At 64.0% G+C, this 17,974-nt stretch carries 14 protein-coding genes; 11 read left to right on the forward strand and 3 right to left on the reverse strand.

Translation table 11 applies throughout. The features are described 5' to 3' along the window. Positions 1-26: 26 nt before the first annotated feature. Complete coding sequence (locus OKW52_RS08610) at positions 27-1,559, reverse strand: tripartite tricarboxylate transporter permease (RefSeq protein WP_264505330.1); 1,533 nt, start codon at positions 1,557-1,559, stop codon at positions 27-29. Next, entirely contained in the window at positions 1,560-2,009 is a 450-nt protein-coding gene (locus OKW52_RS08615; RefSeq protein ID WP_264505331.1) for a tripartite tricarboxylate transporter TctB family protein, read from the reverse strand. A gap of 178 nt (positions 2,010-2,187) precedes the next feature. Here OKW52_RS08615 and OKW52_RS08620 point away from each other — a divergent pair, with 178 nt between their 5' ends. The 10 genes from OKW52_RS08620 (at position 2,188) to OKW52_RS08665 (ending at position 15,465) form a co-directional block, all read left to right on the forward strand. Further along, positions 2,188-3,381, forward strand: a complete 1,194-nt coding sequence (locus OKW52_RS08620; protein WP_264505332.1) for a LysR family transcriptional regulator — start codon at positions 2,188-2,190, stop codon at positions 3,379-3,381. Positions 3,382-4,381: 1,000 nt separating this feature from the next. Further along, positions 4,382-5,935 (forward strand): tannase/feruloyl esterase family alpha/beta hydrolase, encoded by a 1,554-nt coding sequence (locus OKW52_RS08625; protein WP_264505333.1) that lies wholly within the window; start codon positions 4,382-4,384, stop codon positions 5,933-5,935. Positions 5,936-6,441: 506 nt separating this feature from the next. Beyond that, positions 6,442-7,296, forward strand: coding sequence for a glycosyltransferase family 2 protein (locus OKW52_RS08630; RefSeq protein WP_264505334.1), 855 nt, complete (start codon positions 6,442-6,444; stop codon positions 7,294-7,296). Positions 7,297-7,439: 143 nt separating this feature from the next. Beyond that, on the forward strand, positions 7,440-8,492 hold the full coding sequence (locus OKW52_RS08635) for a LacI family DNA-binding transcriptional regulator (RefSeq protein WP_264505335.1): 1,053 nt from the start codon (positions 7,440-7,442) through the stop codon (positions 8,490-8,492). Further along, positions 8,489-9,793 carry a xylose isomerase gene (gene xylA, locus OKW52_RS08640; protein ID WP_264505336.1) on the forward strand — a complete coding sequence of 435 codons (1,305 nt, stop codon included), beginning with the start codon at positions 8,489-8,491 and terminating at the stop codon, positions 9,791-9,793. Before OKW52_RS08635 ends, xylA begins: the two co-directional genes overlap by 4 nt. A gap of 17 nt (positions 9,794-9,810) precedes the next feature. After that, positions 9,811-10,863 carry a sugar phosphate isomerase/epimerase family protein gene (locus OKW52_RS08645; protein ID WP_264505337.1) on the forward strand — a complete coding sequence of 351 codons (1,053 nt, stop codon included), beginning with the start codon at positions 9,811-9,813 and terminating at the stop codon, positions 10,861-10,863. Positions 10,864-10,866: 3 nt separating this feature from the next. Beyond that, positions 10,867-12,006, forward strand: coding sequence for a Gfo/Idh/MocA family protein (locus tag OKW52_RS08650; RefSeq protein ID WP_264505338.1), 1,140 nt, complete (start codon positions 10,867-10,869; stop codon positions 12,004-12,006). Next, entirely contained in the window at positions 12,003-13,508 is a 1,506-nt protein-coding gene (locus OKW52_RS08655) for a sugar ABC transporter ATP-binding protein (protein WP_264505339.1), read from the forward strand. Before OKW52_RS08650 ends, OKW52_RS08655 begins: the two co-directional genes overlap by 4 nt. Continuing rightward, positions 13,509-14,492, forward strand: a complete 984-nt coding sequence (locus OKW52_RS08660) for an ABC transporter permease (protein ID WP_264505340.1) — start codon at positions 13,509-13,511, stop codon at positions 14,490-14,492. A gap of 31 nt (positions 14,493-14,523) precedes the next feature. After that, complete coding sequence (locus OKW52_RS08665) at positions 14,524-15,465, forward strand: ABC transporter substrate-binding protein (protein ID WP_406622206.1); 942 nt, start codon at positions 14,524-14,526, stop codon at positions 15,463-15,465. A 587-nt stretch (positions 15,466-16,052) separates the two neighbouring features. Here the strand turns inward: OKW52_RS08665 and OKW52_RS08670 are convergent. Next, entirely contained in the window at positions 16,053-17,186 is a 1,134-nt protein-coding gene (locus OKW52_RS08670) for an acyl-CoA dehydrogenase family protein (RefSeq protein WP_264505341.1), read from the reverse strand. Positions 17,187-17,309: 123 nt separating this feature from the next. On the opposite strand from OKW52_RS08670, the gene OKW52_RS08675 reads away from it, so the two are divergent. After that, positions 17,310-17,945 (forward strand): TetR/AcrR family transcriptional regulator, encoded by a 636-nt coding sequence (locus OKW52_RS08675; RefSeq protein WP_264505342.1) that lies wholly within the window; start codon positions 17,310-17,312, stop codon positions 17,943-17,945. The last annotated feature ends 29 nt before the right edge of the window (positions 17,946-17,974 follow it).

The following is a 17,974-nucleotide window of genomic DNA, read 5'->3' on the forward strand; positions in this document are numbered from 1 at the left end:
TGGTTCCTCCCATTTCATTTTCTTGATCATTCGTTGAGGTCGGCTTGCATTTTCGTACGCCGGAACAGTCGCTTGAGAGACCTGCGCACCCAACCCATCGAGAACATCAGCACGATCAGGGTGAGCACCAGAAACGCCAGACTGACCGGACGGGTGACAAACACCGACAGATCACCCCGCGACAACATCAGCGCGCGGCGGAAATGTTCTTCCAGCAGCGGCCCCAGCACAAATCCCAGCAACAACGGTGCGGGCGAGAAGCCGAACTGCGTCATGCCATAGCCAAGGATGCCGAAGGCCAACGCCATCAGAACGTCGAAGGACGAGTTGTTGACGCTGTAGACACCGATGCAGATGAAAAACAGCATCGCCGGATAGAGCAGGTGGTAGGGGATCGTCAGCAGTCTGACCCAAAGCCCGATCATCGGGATATTGAGGATCAGCAGAAAGATATTGCCGATCCAGAAGCTGGCGATGACGCCCCAGAACAGCTCAGGTTGCGTGCTGATCAGCTGCGGGCCGGGCGTGATGCCGTGGATCAGCAGCGCGCCCAGCATCACGGCCATGATCGCATCGCCCGGAATGCCCAGCGTCAGCGTGGGGATAAAGGCGGCCTGAACCGAGGAATTATTGGCAGCCTCGGGCGAGGAAATGCCCTCGATAGCGCCCTTGCCGAAGATCGACGGATCGGAGGCAATGCGCTTCTCGGCCGCGTAGGACATGAAGGTGGCAATCGTCGGCCCGGTGCCCGGCAGAATGCCGACAATCGCCCCGATAACCGAGCCACGCCCGGCAGAGGGCCAGAACCGTCGCCAATCCTCGCGCGAGGGGATCATGGACCGGAAGGTGATCGCCTTGGCGTCAACCTTGGCATAGGTGCCGCGCGTCAGGTTTTGCAGGATCTCGGCGATGCCGAACAGGCCCATCGCCAGCGCGACAAGGCTGATCCCGTCGGTGATCGCCACATTGCCGAACGTGTATCGCGCCGCGCCCGAGCTGATATCGGTGCCGACAAGCCCCAGCAGGATGCCGACAGCGGTCATCGTCAGCCCCTTCAGGAACGAACCGTTCGACAGGGTTGAGGCCGCGACGAGGGCCAGTACCATGATCGCGAAATACTCGGCTGACGAGAAACTGATCGCGAGATCGGCGAGCACTGGCGCGAAGCCGATCATGAGGATGATGGAAAACGAGCCGCCGATGAACGACGCGATGGTGGTCAGGAAAAGTGCCAGGCCCGCGCGGCCGTTCTGGGCCATTGGATAGCCATCCAGACAGGTGATCGCCGCCGGGGCGCTGCCCGGGAGGTTCAACAGGATCGAGGCCGTCGAGCTGCCATACTGCGCGCCGTAAAAGATCCCGGCCAGCATGATGATCGCCGCAACCGGGTCCAGGTAGAAGGTCAGCGGCAAGAGCATCGAAATCGTCGCCAGCGCGCCGATCCCCGGCAGAACGCCGACAAATGTGCCCAGCGACACACCAAACAGGCAGAACAACAGGTTCGACCAGCTGAGCGCGGTCTGGAAACCAAGTCCCAGGTTGGAGAAGGTCTCGGTCATTCAGCGCCCCAGAAGCGAAAGGGGCATGTGAAGCCCCTTGATGAAGATGAGGTACCCGCTGATGCAGATCCCCGCGCTGAGCAGGAAAAGCGCCACAGGCTTGAAGGGTGGCCTGGCCAGCGCCGCAATGAAGATCATCGCCACCGTCGCCGGCAGCAGCCCTGCGCTGTCGATCAGCGATGCCCAGGCGATCACGGCAAGACTGACGAAGACAAGCGGGCGCCATGCCGCCTCGGTCTCGCTTGGCGGCTGCGCGACAGCTTCCACCGCCGATGCAATGGCGAGAAGCACGATCACGACACTGGTCGCTGCCGGAAAGAAACCGGGACCCATGCGCCGGATGCTGCCAAACTGATAGTCCTGAGCGATCACGAGCCCGGCGATGCCGAACCCGATGATCGCCGCGCATGCGATAAGCTCGGAAGCGCGCGGGCGCAGTCGTTCCAGCATGCCAGTTCCCTCCCCAAGGAGATGCAATTAGTTCCTTGCTGTCAGTTCCGCTGACAGCAACCTGCGGGACAAACCCCCTGTCGCTTGCGTGACGCTAGACTGATGTCAGTTATAGCGAAAATGAAATTGTTGACCGCTTTGATAAGCTGTGCGTAATTCCATTGGCAGGAGACAAGCCATGGAAACCAGACGCACCAGTGCTTCGGTCGTAAATCTGAACCTCCGGCATATGCGGTTGTTTTTGGCCGTTGGCGATCAAGGCAGCCAGCACGCGGCCGGCATGGCGACGGGTTTCACGCAACCCGCCATATCGCAAGCGATTGCAAATATGGAACAAAAACTGGGCTCCAGGCTATTCGAGCGCAGCCGGCAAGGGATGCAATTGTCTGCGGCCGGGCAAGTTCTGCACGCGCGTACCCAGCGCGTTTTCGAGATCCTCGCCAGTATGCACCCATGGGTCAAATCTTCGGTCTCGTTCGACAATCGACTGAAAATGCAGCATCTGGTGATCTTGATGGAAGTCGATCACTTGCGGCAATATTCCACAGCGGCGCGTTCGCTGGGCCTGTCCGCTCCGACGGTCCACAGATTGGCGCGAGAGCTTGCGCTTCTTGCCGTTGAGCCACCCTTCCGGCGCAAGGGAAATTCTATCGAGACGACAGCGACTGGTGACCAGCTCGTTGCTCACGCCGGGCGCGCGCTGGCTGAAATCTACGCGGCTTTCGACGATCTCGGTGACATGGCGGGCGCATCGACCGGGTCTATCACTCTTGGTGCCATGCCACTAGCAAGAACCGACATTTTGCCAGATGTCATTTGCGATGCCTGCGAGCGCGATCCCATGGCCTCCGTCGAGCTTGTCGAAGCCGATTACAGCACGCTGGTCGAGGGGCTGCGCCGTGGCAGTATCGACGTCATTCTTGGTGCATCCCGAGGGGCCGACGTCGGCAGCGATCTCGTCGAACGCATCATCTTCACCGATGAGTTGTCAGCTTTCGCGCGGCGCGGGCACCCTCTGGAAGGGCGGCGCGACATTACCCGCGAAGATCTCGCGCGGTTTCCCTGGATCGCGCCACATACGGGATCGCCGACGCGTACTGCTTTCGAGAGGCTCTTTGATGGCGAAGTGCCGCGGTTCGGGCTGATCACCTCATCATCGCTCGTCGTCGTGCGCGCCCTGCTTGCACGAAGTGACCGACTGACGCTTCTGTCGCGCCGGCGCGCGCTTTATGAGGAAGATCAGGGCTTGCTCGTGCCGCTGAGCTATCCGTTGCCACAGACGCAACGCAGCATTTGCATAACGACAAGGCGGGACTGGCGCCCCACGCGCTTTCAGTCGTCCTTTGTGCAACGTCTGTTGAACTCCAAGTGATGCGGATCTCGGCGCAGCCGCCAAGATGTGAGGGCTGGATCAGCTGTTCATTCTGACACGGGTTTTGAACTTCGAGAGCAACAATCGGCCATTCAGAATAGTCCCGAAGGCTCAAGGGAGGGTTCGCGTTGGACGCCCGAACTCTATAACGATTGCAGTTGAAGCCGATCAGATATGTCGGAGAGACACGCTTGCTCTGCTCGACAATACCGTCGAGGGCGGGCAGCGTGGGGATGGTCCGATTGACGAGTTCGATTTCGGCTGGATGTGGGACGCAGCTCGGGCTGCAGGATCATCGGTAGAGACGCGGAAGGTGGCGGTTCGCGACAATGATCGGGCGGGGTAGGGCGGCGGAGCTAAATCAACGCCACATCAACCTGCGACTGCGGTCTTCGCGTCAGCTCTGCGTGTAGATGCGGGTGAATACTGATGCCTGCAAGGTTGAAAACTACGCTGAAACAAAGGCTTGCCGCGTAAGTCGTTGACTTCTCTAAGTTATTGGAATCACTCGTCTTTGGGCTCATAACCTGAAGGTCGTAGGTTCAAATCCTACCCCCGCAACCAAAAATCTCATGTGTATTCGCTCGTTAGAACCCGACCGTTTGCGTTGGGTCTTTGGCGTTGCGACTCTGGTCGACGCTGAGTCAATGTTTCAAGAGGCCACCCACGCGGCATTGGGGTTCGCGGCATTCTTGCAGTAGAGTGACCATCGGTTCCGATACATTCTTTGTGGTGCGGCGTCGCGTAACCCCCGTCAGTCCGCGCGCTTGATGTGCGCCGGCAGGTCGGCCTCAGGCTGATCAATGGGTCCTGAGCCTAAGCCCGCCGGGATAGACCGGCTCGGAGGGCGTTCGATGATGCCCCTCCGGTGATCCTCCTCATGACTTTCCCAACACCCGGCCTGTTCCTGCCTCACGCCCTCCCGGGAACTCCGCCAGATTGACGCACCAGAACAACGCCGCTTAAGGTTGCGAAACTGCAAGCGGGAGGAGAACCACTGATGCAGAGACACAAACCCGTGCCCTCGGGCACGAGAGCCGTTGTTTCGGCCGCGACCCTGATCACGGCTGTGGTCCTCGGCGGCGCTGCTGCCGCCACGCCGGGCGCTGAGGCCTGCACGGGAATGCAGGGGGCCAGCGTCGCGGGTTACGCCGATCTGAGGATCAATGCCACGACCCATGCCGATGGCCGCTGCCTGATCGAGGGTAGCTTCGAGCATCGCACGGGAGTCGATGGTGTCGATTATTTCATCGGCTTTGCCGTTGCGCTGCCCGATGCCTGGAACCAGCGCTTCCTGTTTCAGGGCGGCGGGGGGCTCAACGGTAGCGTGCGCCCGCCCGAAGGTCCGGCTGGTGCTGGCGACATGCCGGCGGTTGAGCGCGGTTTCGCCGTGGCCTCGACCGACTCGGGCCATCAGGGCGTCGGCTGGGATTCGTCGTTCAAGGCTGACCAGATCGCCATGCTGAACTTCGCCAATGACGCCGTGCCGAAAGTCGACACGCTGGCCCGCGCGTTGGTTGAAAGCTACTATGGCAGTGCCCCCCACCATGCCTATTGGGCCGGTTGCTCGACCGGCGGGCGGGAAGGGATGATGATGGCCCAACGCCATCCGCTCGCCTTCGACGGCATGATCATCGGCGCCCCGGCGATGCGCACCGATCAATCGAACACGGCGCTCAGCCACATGGCCTCGGCCTTCAACGCGCTGGCCGCCACCGGGGCGGATGGGACGCTCGACCGCTCGACGGTGTTCACCGATGCCCAGCGGTCGTTGATCGCGGAGGGCATGCTGGCCGCCTGCGACGGCAATGACGGGGTCGAGGATGGCATGATCTTCGACACGATGTCCTGCGCGTTCGATCCTGCGATGCTGGCGTGTGGCGATGGTGCGGCGTCGGGCGACGGCACCTGCCTTGCACCCGAACAGGTGGCGCTGGTCGAAACGATGTTCGCGCCGACGGTCGATTCCACGGGTTACGAGGTCTATCCGGCCTATCCTGTGGATGCCGACGTGATGGCCACGCCTGAGCGGGGAATACCGGGTCTGTTCCGCTTCGACCGCGAGAACAACCTGCAATACCGCAACACCATCACGGACATGAGTGTCGAAGATGCGGTTGCGCGCGGCATCCGCTCGGACCGGCAGCAATGGATGGTCAACACCCGGCTCTGGACCAACCTGACGAGCTTTGCCGGCAATGGCGGCCGGATCCTGTTCTATCACGGGACCGCCGATCCGTGGTTCTCGGCGCTCGATACGGTCGGATACTATGAGGATCTTCAAGCCGAGGGTGGGGCTGTGGCTGACGCGGCCGCGTTGTACCTCGTCCCCGGCATGGGGCATTGCCGGGGCGGGAGCACCGCGCTGGATCAATTCGACCTGCTGACCTCTCTCGTTGCCTGGGTTGAGGACGGCACGGCGCCGACCTCGGTCGAGGCGACCAGTGCGGCGGTCGAGGGTCGCAGCCGACCGCTTTGCCCGTATCCGCAGCACGCGCAGTATTCGGGGTCTGGCGACAGTGAGGATGCAGCGAACTTCGCTTGCGTGGACTGAACATCGGGCAGGGCGCGTGGCAGATGCCGTGCGCCCTGTTGCTCAGCGGGGCGGTTGGCTATCCCGACGCCAAGCGGCGGAATGCCCGAATGGCGCGCTCTGGCGGCCGCAGAACGCGAGCGGGCCCCCCGTCGCCTTAGGGGATTGATCCAAGGGTTTGGCGCTGTGCTCCTTCACGGACTGTAGAGCGCCGTTTCGTCAAGGCAGCGCCGCCTGCTTTCATCTGGCAGTTGGTCGCCGGGCCATCAACACGAGGATGCGCGCGCAGCCGAGCCGGGAGCGCGGCCTCCCCCCAAGCCATTGCGTAAATGCGCAACTGACGAGGCCTCAGCCTGGCGCGACGCGGACACGAGGTCCATGACGTTGACATGTGGACGGGGAAAGGGGGCGCGGGTGCTCTTGATCCAGTGTCTGCCGCCTGAAGTGCCCGAATGGCTTTGCAGGGCTGCGTCAGTGCGGTAGGGCGGGGCGAGCCGGTCAGAGCCCGGCGTCAGGGGAGGGCAGTTGTGCAACTTGCGGACGTCACCGTCGTTTCGGTCACCTATAACAGCGGTCATGTTCTGCCGGACATGCTGGCGTCCGTGCCCGCCGAAACGCCCGTCGCCGTGGTCGACAATGCCAGCCCCGAAGGCGCGCCGATCCCGACAGCAGACCGCGACATCCGGGTGATCCGCAGTGCGGTCAATCACGGGTTTGGCTGGGGCTGCAACGCCGGGGCGGCCGTCGCCCGCACGCCGTATCTCTTGTTTCTGAACCCGGACGCCCGGCTGACGGCCGACTGTCTGACCCGGCTGCTGGAAGCCCGGCAGACGTATCCGGCAGCCAGCGCGTTCAATCCGCGCATCGAGGACGATACCGGCGCGGTGTTCTTTCGTCGGGCCACGCGGCTACGGGGGAACAAGGGCCGTATTCGGGTCAAGCCGACGCGGGACATGGAAGTGCCGGTTCTGAGTGGGGCGGCCCTGTTCGTGTCCAAGGCGCATTTTGACGCGGTCGGGGGGTTTGATGACAGAATTTTCCTGTACGCCGAGGATGATGACCTGTCGGTGCGGTTGCAGGATGCGATCGGGCCGCTGATGCTGATCTTTGACGCGGTGGTGGCGCATGAAGCAGGCACCTCGACCGAACCAAGCCCTGCGACCACGGCCTTCAAGCAGTTTCATCTGGCCCGCGCCACGGTTTACACCATGCATAAGCATGGCCGCCCTCTGGCCTTTGCCCAGTGCTTGCTGCAGGCGCTGCGCCAGTTCCTGAAGCCGCGCACCTACAGGTCCGAGGCCGTCAAGGCGGCAGCGCAGGCCTATCTGAAGGGCGTCTGGAGCGCCCGCAGGGACCACGGGCGCTATAACCCGCAAGGCTGACCCGAGGCTGCGGCCTTCAAGCGATGACCGGACGGGTTCACACGGCTGCGGCTGTTTCTCGAGGCGAAATGATGGACGTCTATCAGAAAATGATTGACGTCCATCATTTTTAGCGGTTTGCTGCCCGGCAGGGGAGGACCACGATGAACAGGCCGACGCTGCATGACGTCGCGCGCGCCGCTGGCGTGAGCTACGCCACCGCCGACCGGGTGGTGAACGCGCGTGGCGGCGTGGCGGACAAGTCTATCCTGCGGGTGCAGCAGGCCATCGAATCCCTTGGGTATGAACGCGATATCTTTGCCGCCAACCTGTCGCGCAAGCGCGTGTACCGCTTTCGGTTCATCCTGCCCAAAGGCGACCACAGCTTTTTCAGTGCCCTGCGTCTGGCGGTCGATTCGGAAGCGGTGTTGCGGCTCGCCGACCGGGTGCGGATCGACGTGATCGAGGTTCCGGCGCTCGACAGCGATGCGCTGGCCGAGGTGCTCGAAACCCATGGCGACGACTGCGACTGCATGGCCGTCGTCGCCACCGAATCTCCGCGCGTCGCTGCCGCCATTACCGCCATGCGCGAACGCGGCATCGCCGTGGTGACGCTGGTTGGCGATACCGAACCGGAAGGGCGCGCGGCCTATGTGGGGATCGACAATGTCGTGGCCGGTGCCACGGCAGGACGCCTTCTGCGGATCGCACACCGGGACCGGCCCGGTTTGATCCTGCCGGTTCTGGGCTCCCTCAGTGCGCGCGATCACCGCCAGCGTCTTGAGGGTGTGCTGCCGGTTCTGGCCGAAACGCCCGCCCTCAGGGCGCTGCCGGCCGTCCCGGTGAATGACCGGCGCGACCTCATGCGTGAGCGTGTTCTGGCCGCGATGAGCGCAGCGGGCGGCGATCCGATTACCGGGATCTATTCGATAGGCGGCGGCAACCGCGGGCTGATCGAGGTTCTCGAAAACCTGCAAGGGCCGCGCCCTTTTGTGGTGATGCATGACATCACGCCGACCTCTTACCGCGGGTTGGTGCGCGGGCTGGTGGATGCGGTCATCGACCAGAAACCGGCGCAGGAGGTGGCGTTGGCCATCGACGTGATGAAGGCGATTGCCGACGGGCGCGACTGGAGCGACCCGGCGCGGCAGATCACCCCGACAATCTATCTGAAAGACAACCTGCCGGACATCGGCGGTCAAGGAGACATCAAGTGAGCGGATATTTCAGCACAATCAAACCGGTAAGCTATGATCCCGATGCCGCGGGGCTGGCGTTTCGCCACTATAACCCCGACGAGATCGTTCTGGGCAAACGGATGGAAGAGCACCTGCGCTTTGCCGTAGCCTATTGGCATTCCTTCGGCTGGGAGGGCGGCGATCCCTTTGGCGGGCGCACGTTCGAGCGTCCGTGGTTCCCCGGCGATACGATGGAACTGGCCGAAGCCCGCGCCGATGCCGCCTTTGATTTCTTCCGCATTCTGGGCGTGCCGTATTTCTGCTTCCACGACCACGACGTGCGCCCCGAAGGCGCCAGCCTGATCGAAAGCCGCGAACGGCTTGAGCGCATCGCGGATGTGTTCGAGGCCAAGATGGCCGCCGGTGGCCCCAAACTGCTGTGGGGCACGGCCAATCTGTTCTCGAACCGGCGCTACATGTCCGGTGCCGCCACCAACCCTGACCCCGATGTCTTTGCCTATTCCGCCGCCACCGTGCGCGGGGTGCTGGAAGTGACGCACCGTCTGGGCGGTGAGAATTACGTGCTCTGGGGCGGTCGTGAGGGGTATGAGACGCTGCTCAACACCGACATGGGCCAGGAACTGGAGCACATGGGCCGCTTCCTGTCGCTGGTGGTCGAGCACAAGCACAAGATCGGCTTCAAGGGCACCATCCTGATCGAGCCCAAGCCGCAGGAACCGACCAAGCACCAGTATGATTACGACGCCGCCACGGTCTACGGCTTCCTGCGCCGCTTCGGGCTGGAGAACGAGGTCAAGGTGAACATCGAGCAGGGCCACGCGATCCTCGCCGGGCACTCGTTCGAGCATGAGCTGGCTCTGGCCGGGGCGCTGGGTATTCTGGGGTCGATCGACATGAACCGGAATGACTATCAGTCCGGCTGGGATACCGACCAGTTCCCCAACAACGTGCCCGAAACCGCGCTGGCCTATTACGAGGTGCTCAAGGCGGGCGGCTTTACCAGTGGCGGCACCAATTTTGACGCCAAGGTCCGCCGTCAGTCGCTCGATGCCGAGGATCTGGTCGCCGCGCATGTCGGCGCAATGGATGTCTGCGCGCGGGGCCTGAAGGCGGCGGCAAAGATGCTTGAGGACGGGGGTCTGGAAGCCGCGCGGCGCGAGCGCTACGCGGGCTGGCAGCGGCCCGAGGCGCAGGCGATGCTGGGCAAAGGCGCAACACTGGCCTCGATCGCTGACGACGCCGAGGCGCGCGGGCTGGACCCGCAGCCGGTCTCGGGGCGTCAGGAGATTCTGGAAAATCTGGTCAATCGCTACGTCTGAAGCGGAGGGGGAAAACCATGAAAACCATCAAAGGTCCGGGCCTGTTTCTGGCTCAGTTCGCCGGGGATGACGCCCCGTTCAATTCCTGGGACAGCATCACCAAATGGGCGGCTGACTGCGGCTACAAGGGCGTGCAGGTGCCCAGCTGGGACGCAAGGCTGATCGATCTGGACAAGGCGGCCAGCAGCAAGACCTATTGCGACGAGTTTCTGGGCAAGGCGCGCGAAAATGGCGTCGCGGTGACCGAGCTGTCCACGCATTTGCAGGGCCAGCTGGTCGCCGTGCATCCGGCCTATGACGAGGCTTTCGACGGTTTCGCCGCCCCCGAAGTGCGCGGCAACCCCAAGGCGCGGCAGGCATGGGCGGTCGATCAGGTCACCAAGGCGCTGACCGCGTCCGAGCACATGGGGCTGACCGCGCACGCGACCTTCTCGGGCGCACTGGCGTGGCCGTTCATCTACCCGTGGCCGCAGCGCCCTGCCGGTCTGGTCGAGGCGGCGTTTGACGAGCTGGCGAAACGCTGGCTCCCGCTTCTGAACCACGCCGAGGAGTGCGGCGTCGATGTCTGCTATGAAATCCACCCCGGCGAGGATCTGCACGACGGCGACAGCTATGAGATGTTCCTTGAGCGCACGGGCAACCATGCGCGCGCCAACATGCTCTACGATCCGTCGCATTACGTGCTGCAATGTCTGGATTATCTGGACAACATCGACATCTACAAAGACCGCATCCGCATGTTCCACGTCAAGGATGCCGAGTTCAACCCGACCGGCCGCAAGGGCGTCTACGGCGGCTTCCAGAGCTGGGTAAACCGCGCCGGGCGCTTCCGCTCGCTGGGCGACGGGCAGGTCGATTTCGGCGCGGTGTTCTCGAAGATGACCGCCAACGGGTTTGACGGCTGGGCGGTGGTCGAATGGGAATGTTGCCTGAAACACCCCGAGGATGGCGCGCGCGAAGGGGCGGAGTTTGTCAAACAGCACATCATCCGCGTGACCGAGAAAGCCTTTGACGATTTCGCGGGCGGGGGCACCGACGACGCCGCCAACCGCCGCATGCTGGGGATCTGAGCCATGGCACCGATCCGGTTGGGCATGGTGGGCGGCGGCAAGGATGCCTTCATCGGCGCCGTTCACCGCATCGCCGCCCGTCTTGATGGCGAGTATGCGCTGGTTGCGGGTGCGCTGTCCTCAACGCCCGAAAAGGCCCGCGACAGCGGGCTGGCGCTGGGGCTGGACCCCGCGCGCAGCTACGGCAGCTATCATGAGATGGCCGAGGCCGAGGCAGCACGCGCCGATGGCATTCAGGCGGTGTCCATCGTGACGCCGAACCACATGCACGCGGGGCCTGCGATCGAGTTTCTCAAGCGCGGCATCCATGTGATCTGCGACAAGCCGCTGAGCGCAACCATGGCGCAGGCCGAGGAACTGGCCGAGGCCGTGCGCGCCTCGAAGGCGCTGTTCATCCTGACGCATAACTACACCGGCTATCCGATGGTGCGTCAGGCGCAGGCGATGGTGGCCGAGGGGGCCTTGGGCAAGATCCGCGTCGTGCAGGTGGAATACCCGCAGGACTGGCTGACCGAGGCCGCCGAGCAATCGGGCGACAACAAGCAGGCCGAATGGCGCACCGATCCCGAACGCTCGGGCGCGGGCGGGGCGATTGGCGACATCGGCACCCATGCGCATAACCTCGCGTGCTTTGTGTCGGGGCTGAAGGTCGAAAAACTGGCCGCTGATCTGCAAAGCTTCGTGCCGGGACGGCGGGTCGATGACAACGCGCAGATGCTGTTGCGCTTTGAGGGCGGCGCGCGCGGGATGCTCTGGGCCAGTCAGGTCGCGCCGGGCAATGAGAACGGCCTCAGGCTGCGGGTCTATGGTGAAACCGGCGGGCTGGAATGGTCGCAGGAAGACCCGAACTACCTGTGGTACACGCCGTTCGGTGAGCCCAAGCGCCTGCTGACGCGCGGCGGGGCAGGAGCGACGGGCGCGGCGGGGGCGGTATCACGCACGCCGGGCGGGCATCCTGAGGGCTATCTTGAGGGCTTTGCCAACATCTACACCGGGGCCGCAGCGGCGATCCGCGCGCTTGAGGCCGGGCAAAAGCCTGACTTGTCACTGCTGCCGGGGATCGACGAAGGCCTTGACGGCATGCGCTTTATCGCCGCCTGCATCCGCTCGTCGCAGGCCGATGCCGCGTGGGTGGCGCTGTGACCCAGCCGGTTCTGGCCCTCAGCGGCGTCAGCCGCAGTTTCGGCCCGATCGAGGTGCTGCACGGCGTCGATATCGCCCTGCACCCCGGTCGGGTCCATGCGCTGATCGGTGAAAACGGCGCGGGCAAATCGACGACGATGAAGATCATGGCGGGCTATCAGCCCGCCAGCGCGGGCACGATTGCGGTGGATGGACAGACCCTTACGCTGGCGTCGATGGGCGAGGCCGAGGCGCTGGGCATCTCGATGATCCATCAGGAATTCAATCTGGCCGAGCAGCTGAGCGTCGAGCAGAACATCTTTCTGGGCCGCGAGCTGAAACGCGGCTGGCTGCTGGACAAGGCGGCGATGCGGGCGAAAACCCGCGAGCTGCTGGACCGGCTGCAATGCGATGTGTCGCCGGACCGGATCGTGTCGACGCTGTCGAACTCGGACAAGCAGATGGTCGAGATCGCCAAGGCCCTCTTGCGCGAAATCCGCGTGCTGATCATGGACGAGCCGACTGCCGTACTGACCCGGACCGAGACCGACATCCTGCTGGGTCAGGTCCGCCGCTTGCGGGACGAGGGGGTGGCGGTGCTGTTCACCTCGCACAAGCTGGATGAGGTGGCCGAGATCGCCGACGATCTGACCATCATGCGCGACGGCGCGGTGGTCTGGACCGGCCCGACGGCGCAGATGAACGAGCACCAGATGGCCGAGGCGATGGTCGGGCGCGAGGTGTCAGACCTGTACCCGCCCAAAGACGGCACCCCCGGCGAGATGATGCTGGAGGTAAGCGATTTCGGCGTGCCGGGCTATTCCGAAGGCATCAGCTTCACCCTGCGCCGGGGCGAAATTCTGGGCGTGGCCGGGCTGATCGGGTCAGGCCGGACCGAGACCTTCGAGGGTCTGGCGGGACTGCGCCGGTCCGAAGGGCAGGTCCGCATCAAGGGCCAGCCGGTGACGATCCGCCACCCTTGGGAGGCGCTGCAGCACGGGCTGGCCTATCTGACCGAGGACCGCAAGACGCGCGGCTTGCTGTTGGACAAGGGCATGGGTGAAAACCTCACGCTGCTGGCGCTGTGGAAATTCACCCGCGGTCTCTTGGACAAGCGGGCCGAAGCGGCGGCACTGGAAACCGCGATTGCCGAGTTCGACATTCGCGGCAGTCAGGCCGTGGCGGTCGGGCAATTGTCGGGCGGCAACCAGCAGAAACTGCTGTTTGCCAAGACCATGCTGGCCGACCCTGAGATCGTGGTGATCGACGAGCCGACGCGCGGCATCGACATCGGCACCAAGCAGCAGATGTATCAGTTCATTCGCCAGCTGGCGGCCTCGGGCCGCGCCATCGTGGTGATTTCGTCGGAAATGCAAGAGGTTATCGGCTTGGCCGACCGGATTCTGGTGCTGCGTCGCGGCCAGTTGACCGGAACGCTGGACGGGGCCGAGGCCACTGAAGACGCCATTGTGCGGCTTGCCATGGGGGTCGGCGCTGCCACCCCCGAGAAGGAGACTGTCTGAATGTCCGCCACCGCAACCCAGCCGCGCAAGATCCAGATGAGCGTGATCGGCCCCGTTCTGGCGCTGATCCTGCTGATCATTCTGGGCGCGCTGATGAACCCCAATTTTCTGGGCTGGAACAACATCTCGAACGTGCTGTCCCGCTCGGCCTTTATCGGCATCATCGCCGTGGGGATGACGTTCGTGATCACGGCGGGCGGGCTGGACCTGTCGGTCGGCTCGTCAGCGGCGTTTATCGCCGGGCTGATGATTTTGGTGATGAACACCGCGCTGCCTTCCTTGGGCGTGGGCATCCCGATTGTGCTGCTGGGCATGGCTGTGGCGCTGGTCGCCGGGGTCGGTGTGGGGCTGATAAACGGGCTCTTGATCACCAAGCTGGGGATCGAGGCGTTTATCGTCACGCTGGGCTCGATGGGGATCTACCGCAGTCTGGTGACCTGGCTGGCCGATGGCGGTACGCTGAGCCTCGATTTCAGCCTGCGCAGCTTTTATCAGCCGGTGTATTACGGCGGGATTTTCGGGATCTCGTGGCCGATCATCGTCTTTGCCGTGGTGGTTGTGCTGGGCGAAATCCTGATGCGCGCCACCGCCTTTGGCCGCCACTGCGCCGCCATCGGTTCGAACGATCAGGTGGCGCGCTATTCGTCGGTGCGCGTCGCCCGGGTGCGGCTGGCGACCTATGTCATGCTGGGTGTTCTGGTTGGTGTCGCTACCATCATGTACGTGCCGCGGCTTGGATCGGCCTCGGCCTCGACCGGCCTGTTGTGGGAGCTTGAGGCCATCGCTGCCGTGATCGTCGGCGGCACCATGCTCAAGGGCGGGTTTGGCCGTGTCTGGGGCACGGTCATCGGTGTGCTGATCCTGACCCTGATCGGCAACATCCTCAATCTGACCGATTTCGTTTCGCCTTACCTGAACGGAGCCATTCAGGGGGCCATCATCGTTCTCGCTGTCGTCTTGCAGCGAGCGAACAAGCCGGCCTGATGGCCGGTGCAACCAAGGGGGAGGAACCCACATGAAGAACTTCGCATCTGCCTTTGCCATGGCCGCGGTGCTGGCAGCACCCGCGCTGGCCCAGGAAACCATGGTCATCGGCGTGTCGATCCCGGCCGCGACCCATGGCTGGGCGGGCGGCATGAACTATTTCGCCCAGACCACGGTTGATCGTCTGGAAGAAACCTATCCGCAGCTCGACTTCGTGCTGGCCACGGCGTCGGACCCGGCGCGTCAGGTCAACGATATCGAGGACATGATGGCCACGCGCGGCATCGACGCGCTGGTCGTGCTGCCCTTCGAATCCGAGCCGCTGACCGGCCCGGTAATGGCCGTGTCCGAAGCTGGTGTCTGGGTGACGGTCGTTGACCGCGGTCTGGCCGTCGAGGGGATCGAGGATCTCTACGTCGCGGGCAACAACCCTGATTTCGGCCGTGTGTCGGGCGAATACATGGTCTCGGCGATGCCGGACGGCGGTCAGATCGTCGTGCTGCGCGGCATCCCGACCACGATCGACAACGAGCGCGTCGAGGGCTTCCAGGCCGCCATTGAGGGCTCGGGCATCGAGATCATCGGCATGGAGCACGGCAACTGGAACCGGGATACCTCGTTCACCGTGATGCAGGACTTCCTGTCGCGCCACCCGCAGATTGATGCGGTCTGGGCGTCGGATGATGACATGGCAGTCGGTGTTCTGGCCGCCATCGAGGCCGCTGGCCGCAGCGATATCCAGTTCGTTCTGGGTGGTGCGGGCATGAAGGAGATGATCCAGCGCGTCATGGAAGGCGACACGATGATCCCCGCCGACGTGACCTATCCGCCGTCGATGATCGCCACCGCGATCGAGCTGACGGCTGTCGGTCTGGTGTCTTCGGCCCCTGTCTCGGGCGAGTTCATCATCGGCTCGGTGCTGGTCACCCAAGACAACGCCGAGGACTTCTACTACCCCGACAGCCCGTTCTGAGGCTGAGCTTTGACAAAGCCATGGCCGGGCGCATCCCGGCCATGGCACCCCCTCAGGCCCCCGGAACACCAGGTCGCGTTTGGCGACAAGGGCGCTGACCCCTTCGGCGAAATCGGCGGTGCGGCTGGGGGCGATGGAGGCGCGGCGCTTGGCTTCGCGATGATCGGCCAGCCCCGGATCCCTGTCCATCAGCGCCTTGGTATGACCAAAGGCCAGCGTCGGCCCGGCGGCAACGCGGGTGGCGGGCGCGGCGGCGTCGAAGCCGCCCTTATCTAAAACCCAGTCCAAAAATCGGCAGGCAAGAGCCTTTTCCACGTTCAGCGCGCGGCCGGTCAGCATCAGCCCGAATGCCATCCCCCGACCCACGCGGCGCGGCAGGAACCACCTGAGCCCGCAATCGGGCGACGCGCCGACGCGGTCATGCGCCAGTATCTGCGCCTGCATTCCCGAGCCGCACATCGTGCTCAGCGTGGTGCAGGCGGTGCCCAGCGTCAGCGCGGCCTGACGCGCCGGGGCCTCCCCTGACCAGCCCCCAGCCCATCTGGGCGGCGGCGATGCCAATGGAATCCTGTGTCAGGGGCGTCCTGTCAAACGTTCAGGGCGCGGGCGATGACCATGCGTTGAATGTCGCTGGTGCCCTCGTAGATCTGGCACACGCGCACGTCGCGCCAGATGCGCTCGACGGGGAAGTCACGGGTGTAGCCATAGCCGCCAAAGGTCTGGATCGCGTCCGAGGCCACTTTTTCCGCCATCTCTGACGCAAAAAGTTTCGCCATCGACGCGGCTTGCAGTGCGGGCTGGCCTGCGTCTTTCAGTGCGGCGGCGTGCAGGACCAGCTGGCGACCGGCCTCGACGCGGGTGGCCATATCGGCCAGCCGGAAGGCGACGGCCTGATGCTCGATCAGCGCCTTGCCCATGCTGATGCGCTCCTGCGCATAGCTGACCGCTGCGTCCAGCGCGGCGCGGGCCATGCCGACCGATTGCGACGCGATGCCGATACGCCCGCCCTCAAGATTGGACAAGGCGATGCGGTAGCCCTCGCCTTCGGCCCCCAGCAGGTTTTCAGCGGGTATTTCAAGGTTTTCCAAAGCAATCTGCGCGGTGTCTGACAGGTGCTGGCCGATCTTCTTTTCGATCGATGCGACGCGCCAACCCGGCGTGTTGGTCGGCACGATAAAGGCCGAGATGCCCTTCTTGCCCGCGCCCGGATCGGTCACCGCAAAGACAATCGCGATATCGGCGTTCTTGCCCGAGGTGATGAACTGCTTGACCCCGTTGAGCACCCAGCCGCCATTCGTGCGCACCGCGCGGGTGCGCAGGGCCGAGGCGTCCGAGCCCGCCTGCGGCTCGGTCAGGCAGAACGCGCCCAGCCATTCGCCGCGCGCCATCGGGCGCAGGTAGGTCTCTTTCTGCGCCTCGGTGCCAAAGCGCAGGATCGGCACGCAGCCGACCGAGTTGTGCACCGACATCACCGTCGACAGCGCACCGTTGCCCGCCGCGATTTCCTCAAGCGCGCAGGCATAGGCGACGGTATCGGTCAGCGCGCCGTCCCATTCCTCGGGCACCAGCATGCCCATCAGCCCCAGCGCGCCCATCTGCGCCACCACATCGCGCGGGAAATGCGCGGTTTCGTCCCATTCGGCGGATCTGGGGGCCAGTTGTTCGGCGGCAAAGCGGCGCGCCATGTCGCGCACCATCGTCTGGTCATCGGTCAGGATCATGCTGTTTCCTCGCCTGCGGTGCCGCCACAGTTGACGGTGGTTTATCCCATTGGTAACCCGTATACCAACGGGTAACAAAAAGACGCAACAGTATTACACGCATGAGCCGCCCCGCCAAAACCCTTGCCGCCACCGCCGATCTCGCCCTGGTCCAGCCAGAGCGAGCGCGAGGCAGAGCGCGCGGCCAAGCGCGAGGCGGTGCTGCGTACGGCGGCGCGGTTGTTCAACACCAAGGGCTATCATGCGACCTCGCTGGACGAGGTGGCAACGGCGCTGAACGTGACCAAGCCGACGATTTACCACTATTTCGCCAACAAGGATGAGATCCTGTTCGAGTGCACGCGCCGGGGGCTGGATGCGATCATCGAGGCCTCGCGCCGGACCGCCGCGCAGGGCGGCAGCGCTGCCGAGCGGTTGCGCGGGGTGCTGACGGTCTATGCGCTGACGATGATGGACGATTTCGGCATCTGCGTCGCGCGGACGCAGGACCATCTGTTGTCCGAAACCAGCCGCCAGCAGTTCCGCGCGCTCAAGCGCGAGATTGATGCGCTGATCCGGCAGCTGGTGGTCGAGGGCGGTGCGGATGGCTCGGTGCGGGTGCGCGATGTGCGCATCGCGACATTTACCGCCGCTCAGGCGCTCAACGGGTTGGGCAATTGGTTTAACGCCGAGGGGCCGATGAGCGCGCCCGAGGTTGCCGAGCAGGTCGTGCAGACATTGATGGCGGGGCTGACCGGACGGGGCGCTGCAACGGATTGAGAGAAAAAGGCCCGTGCGCGGGCGAGGGG

The organism is Pararhodobacter zhoushanensis (assembly GCF_025949695.1).
In the GTDB taxonomy this organism is placed as follows: domain Bacteria; phylum Pseudomonadota; class Alphaproteobacteria; order Rhodobacterales; family Rhodobacteraceae; genus Pararhodobacter; species Pararhodobacter zhoushanensis_A.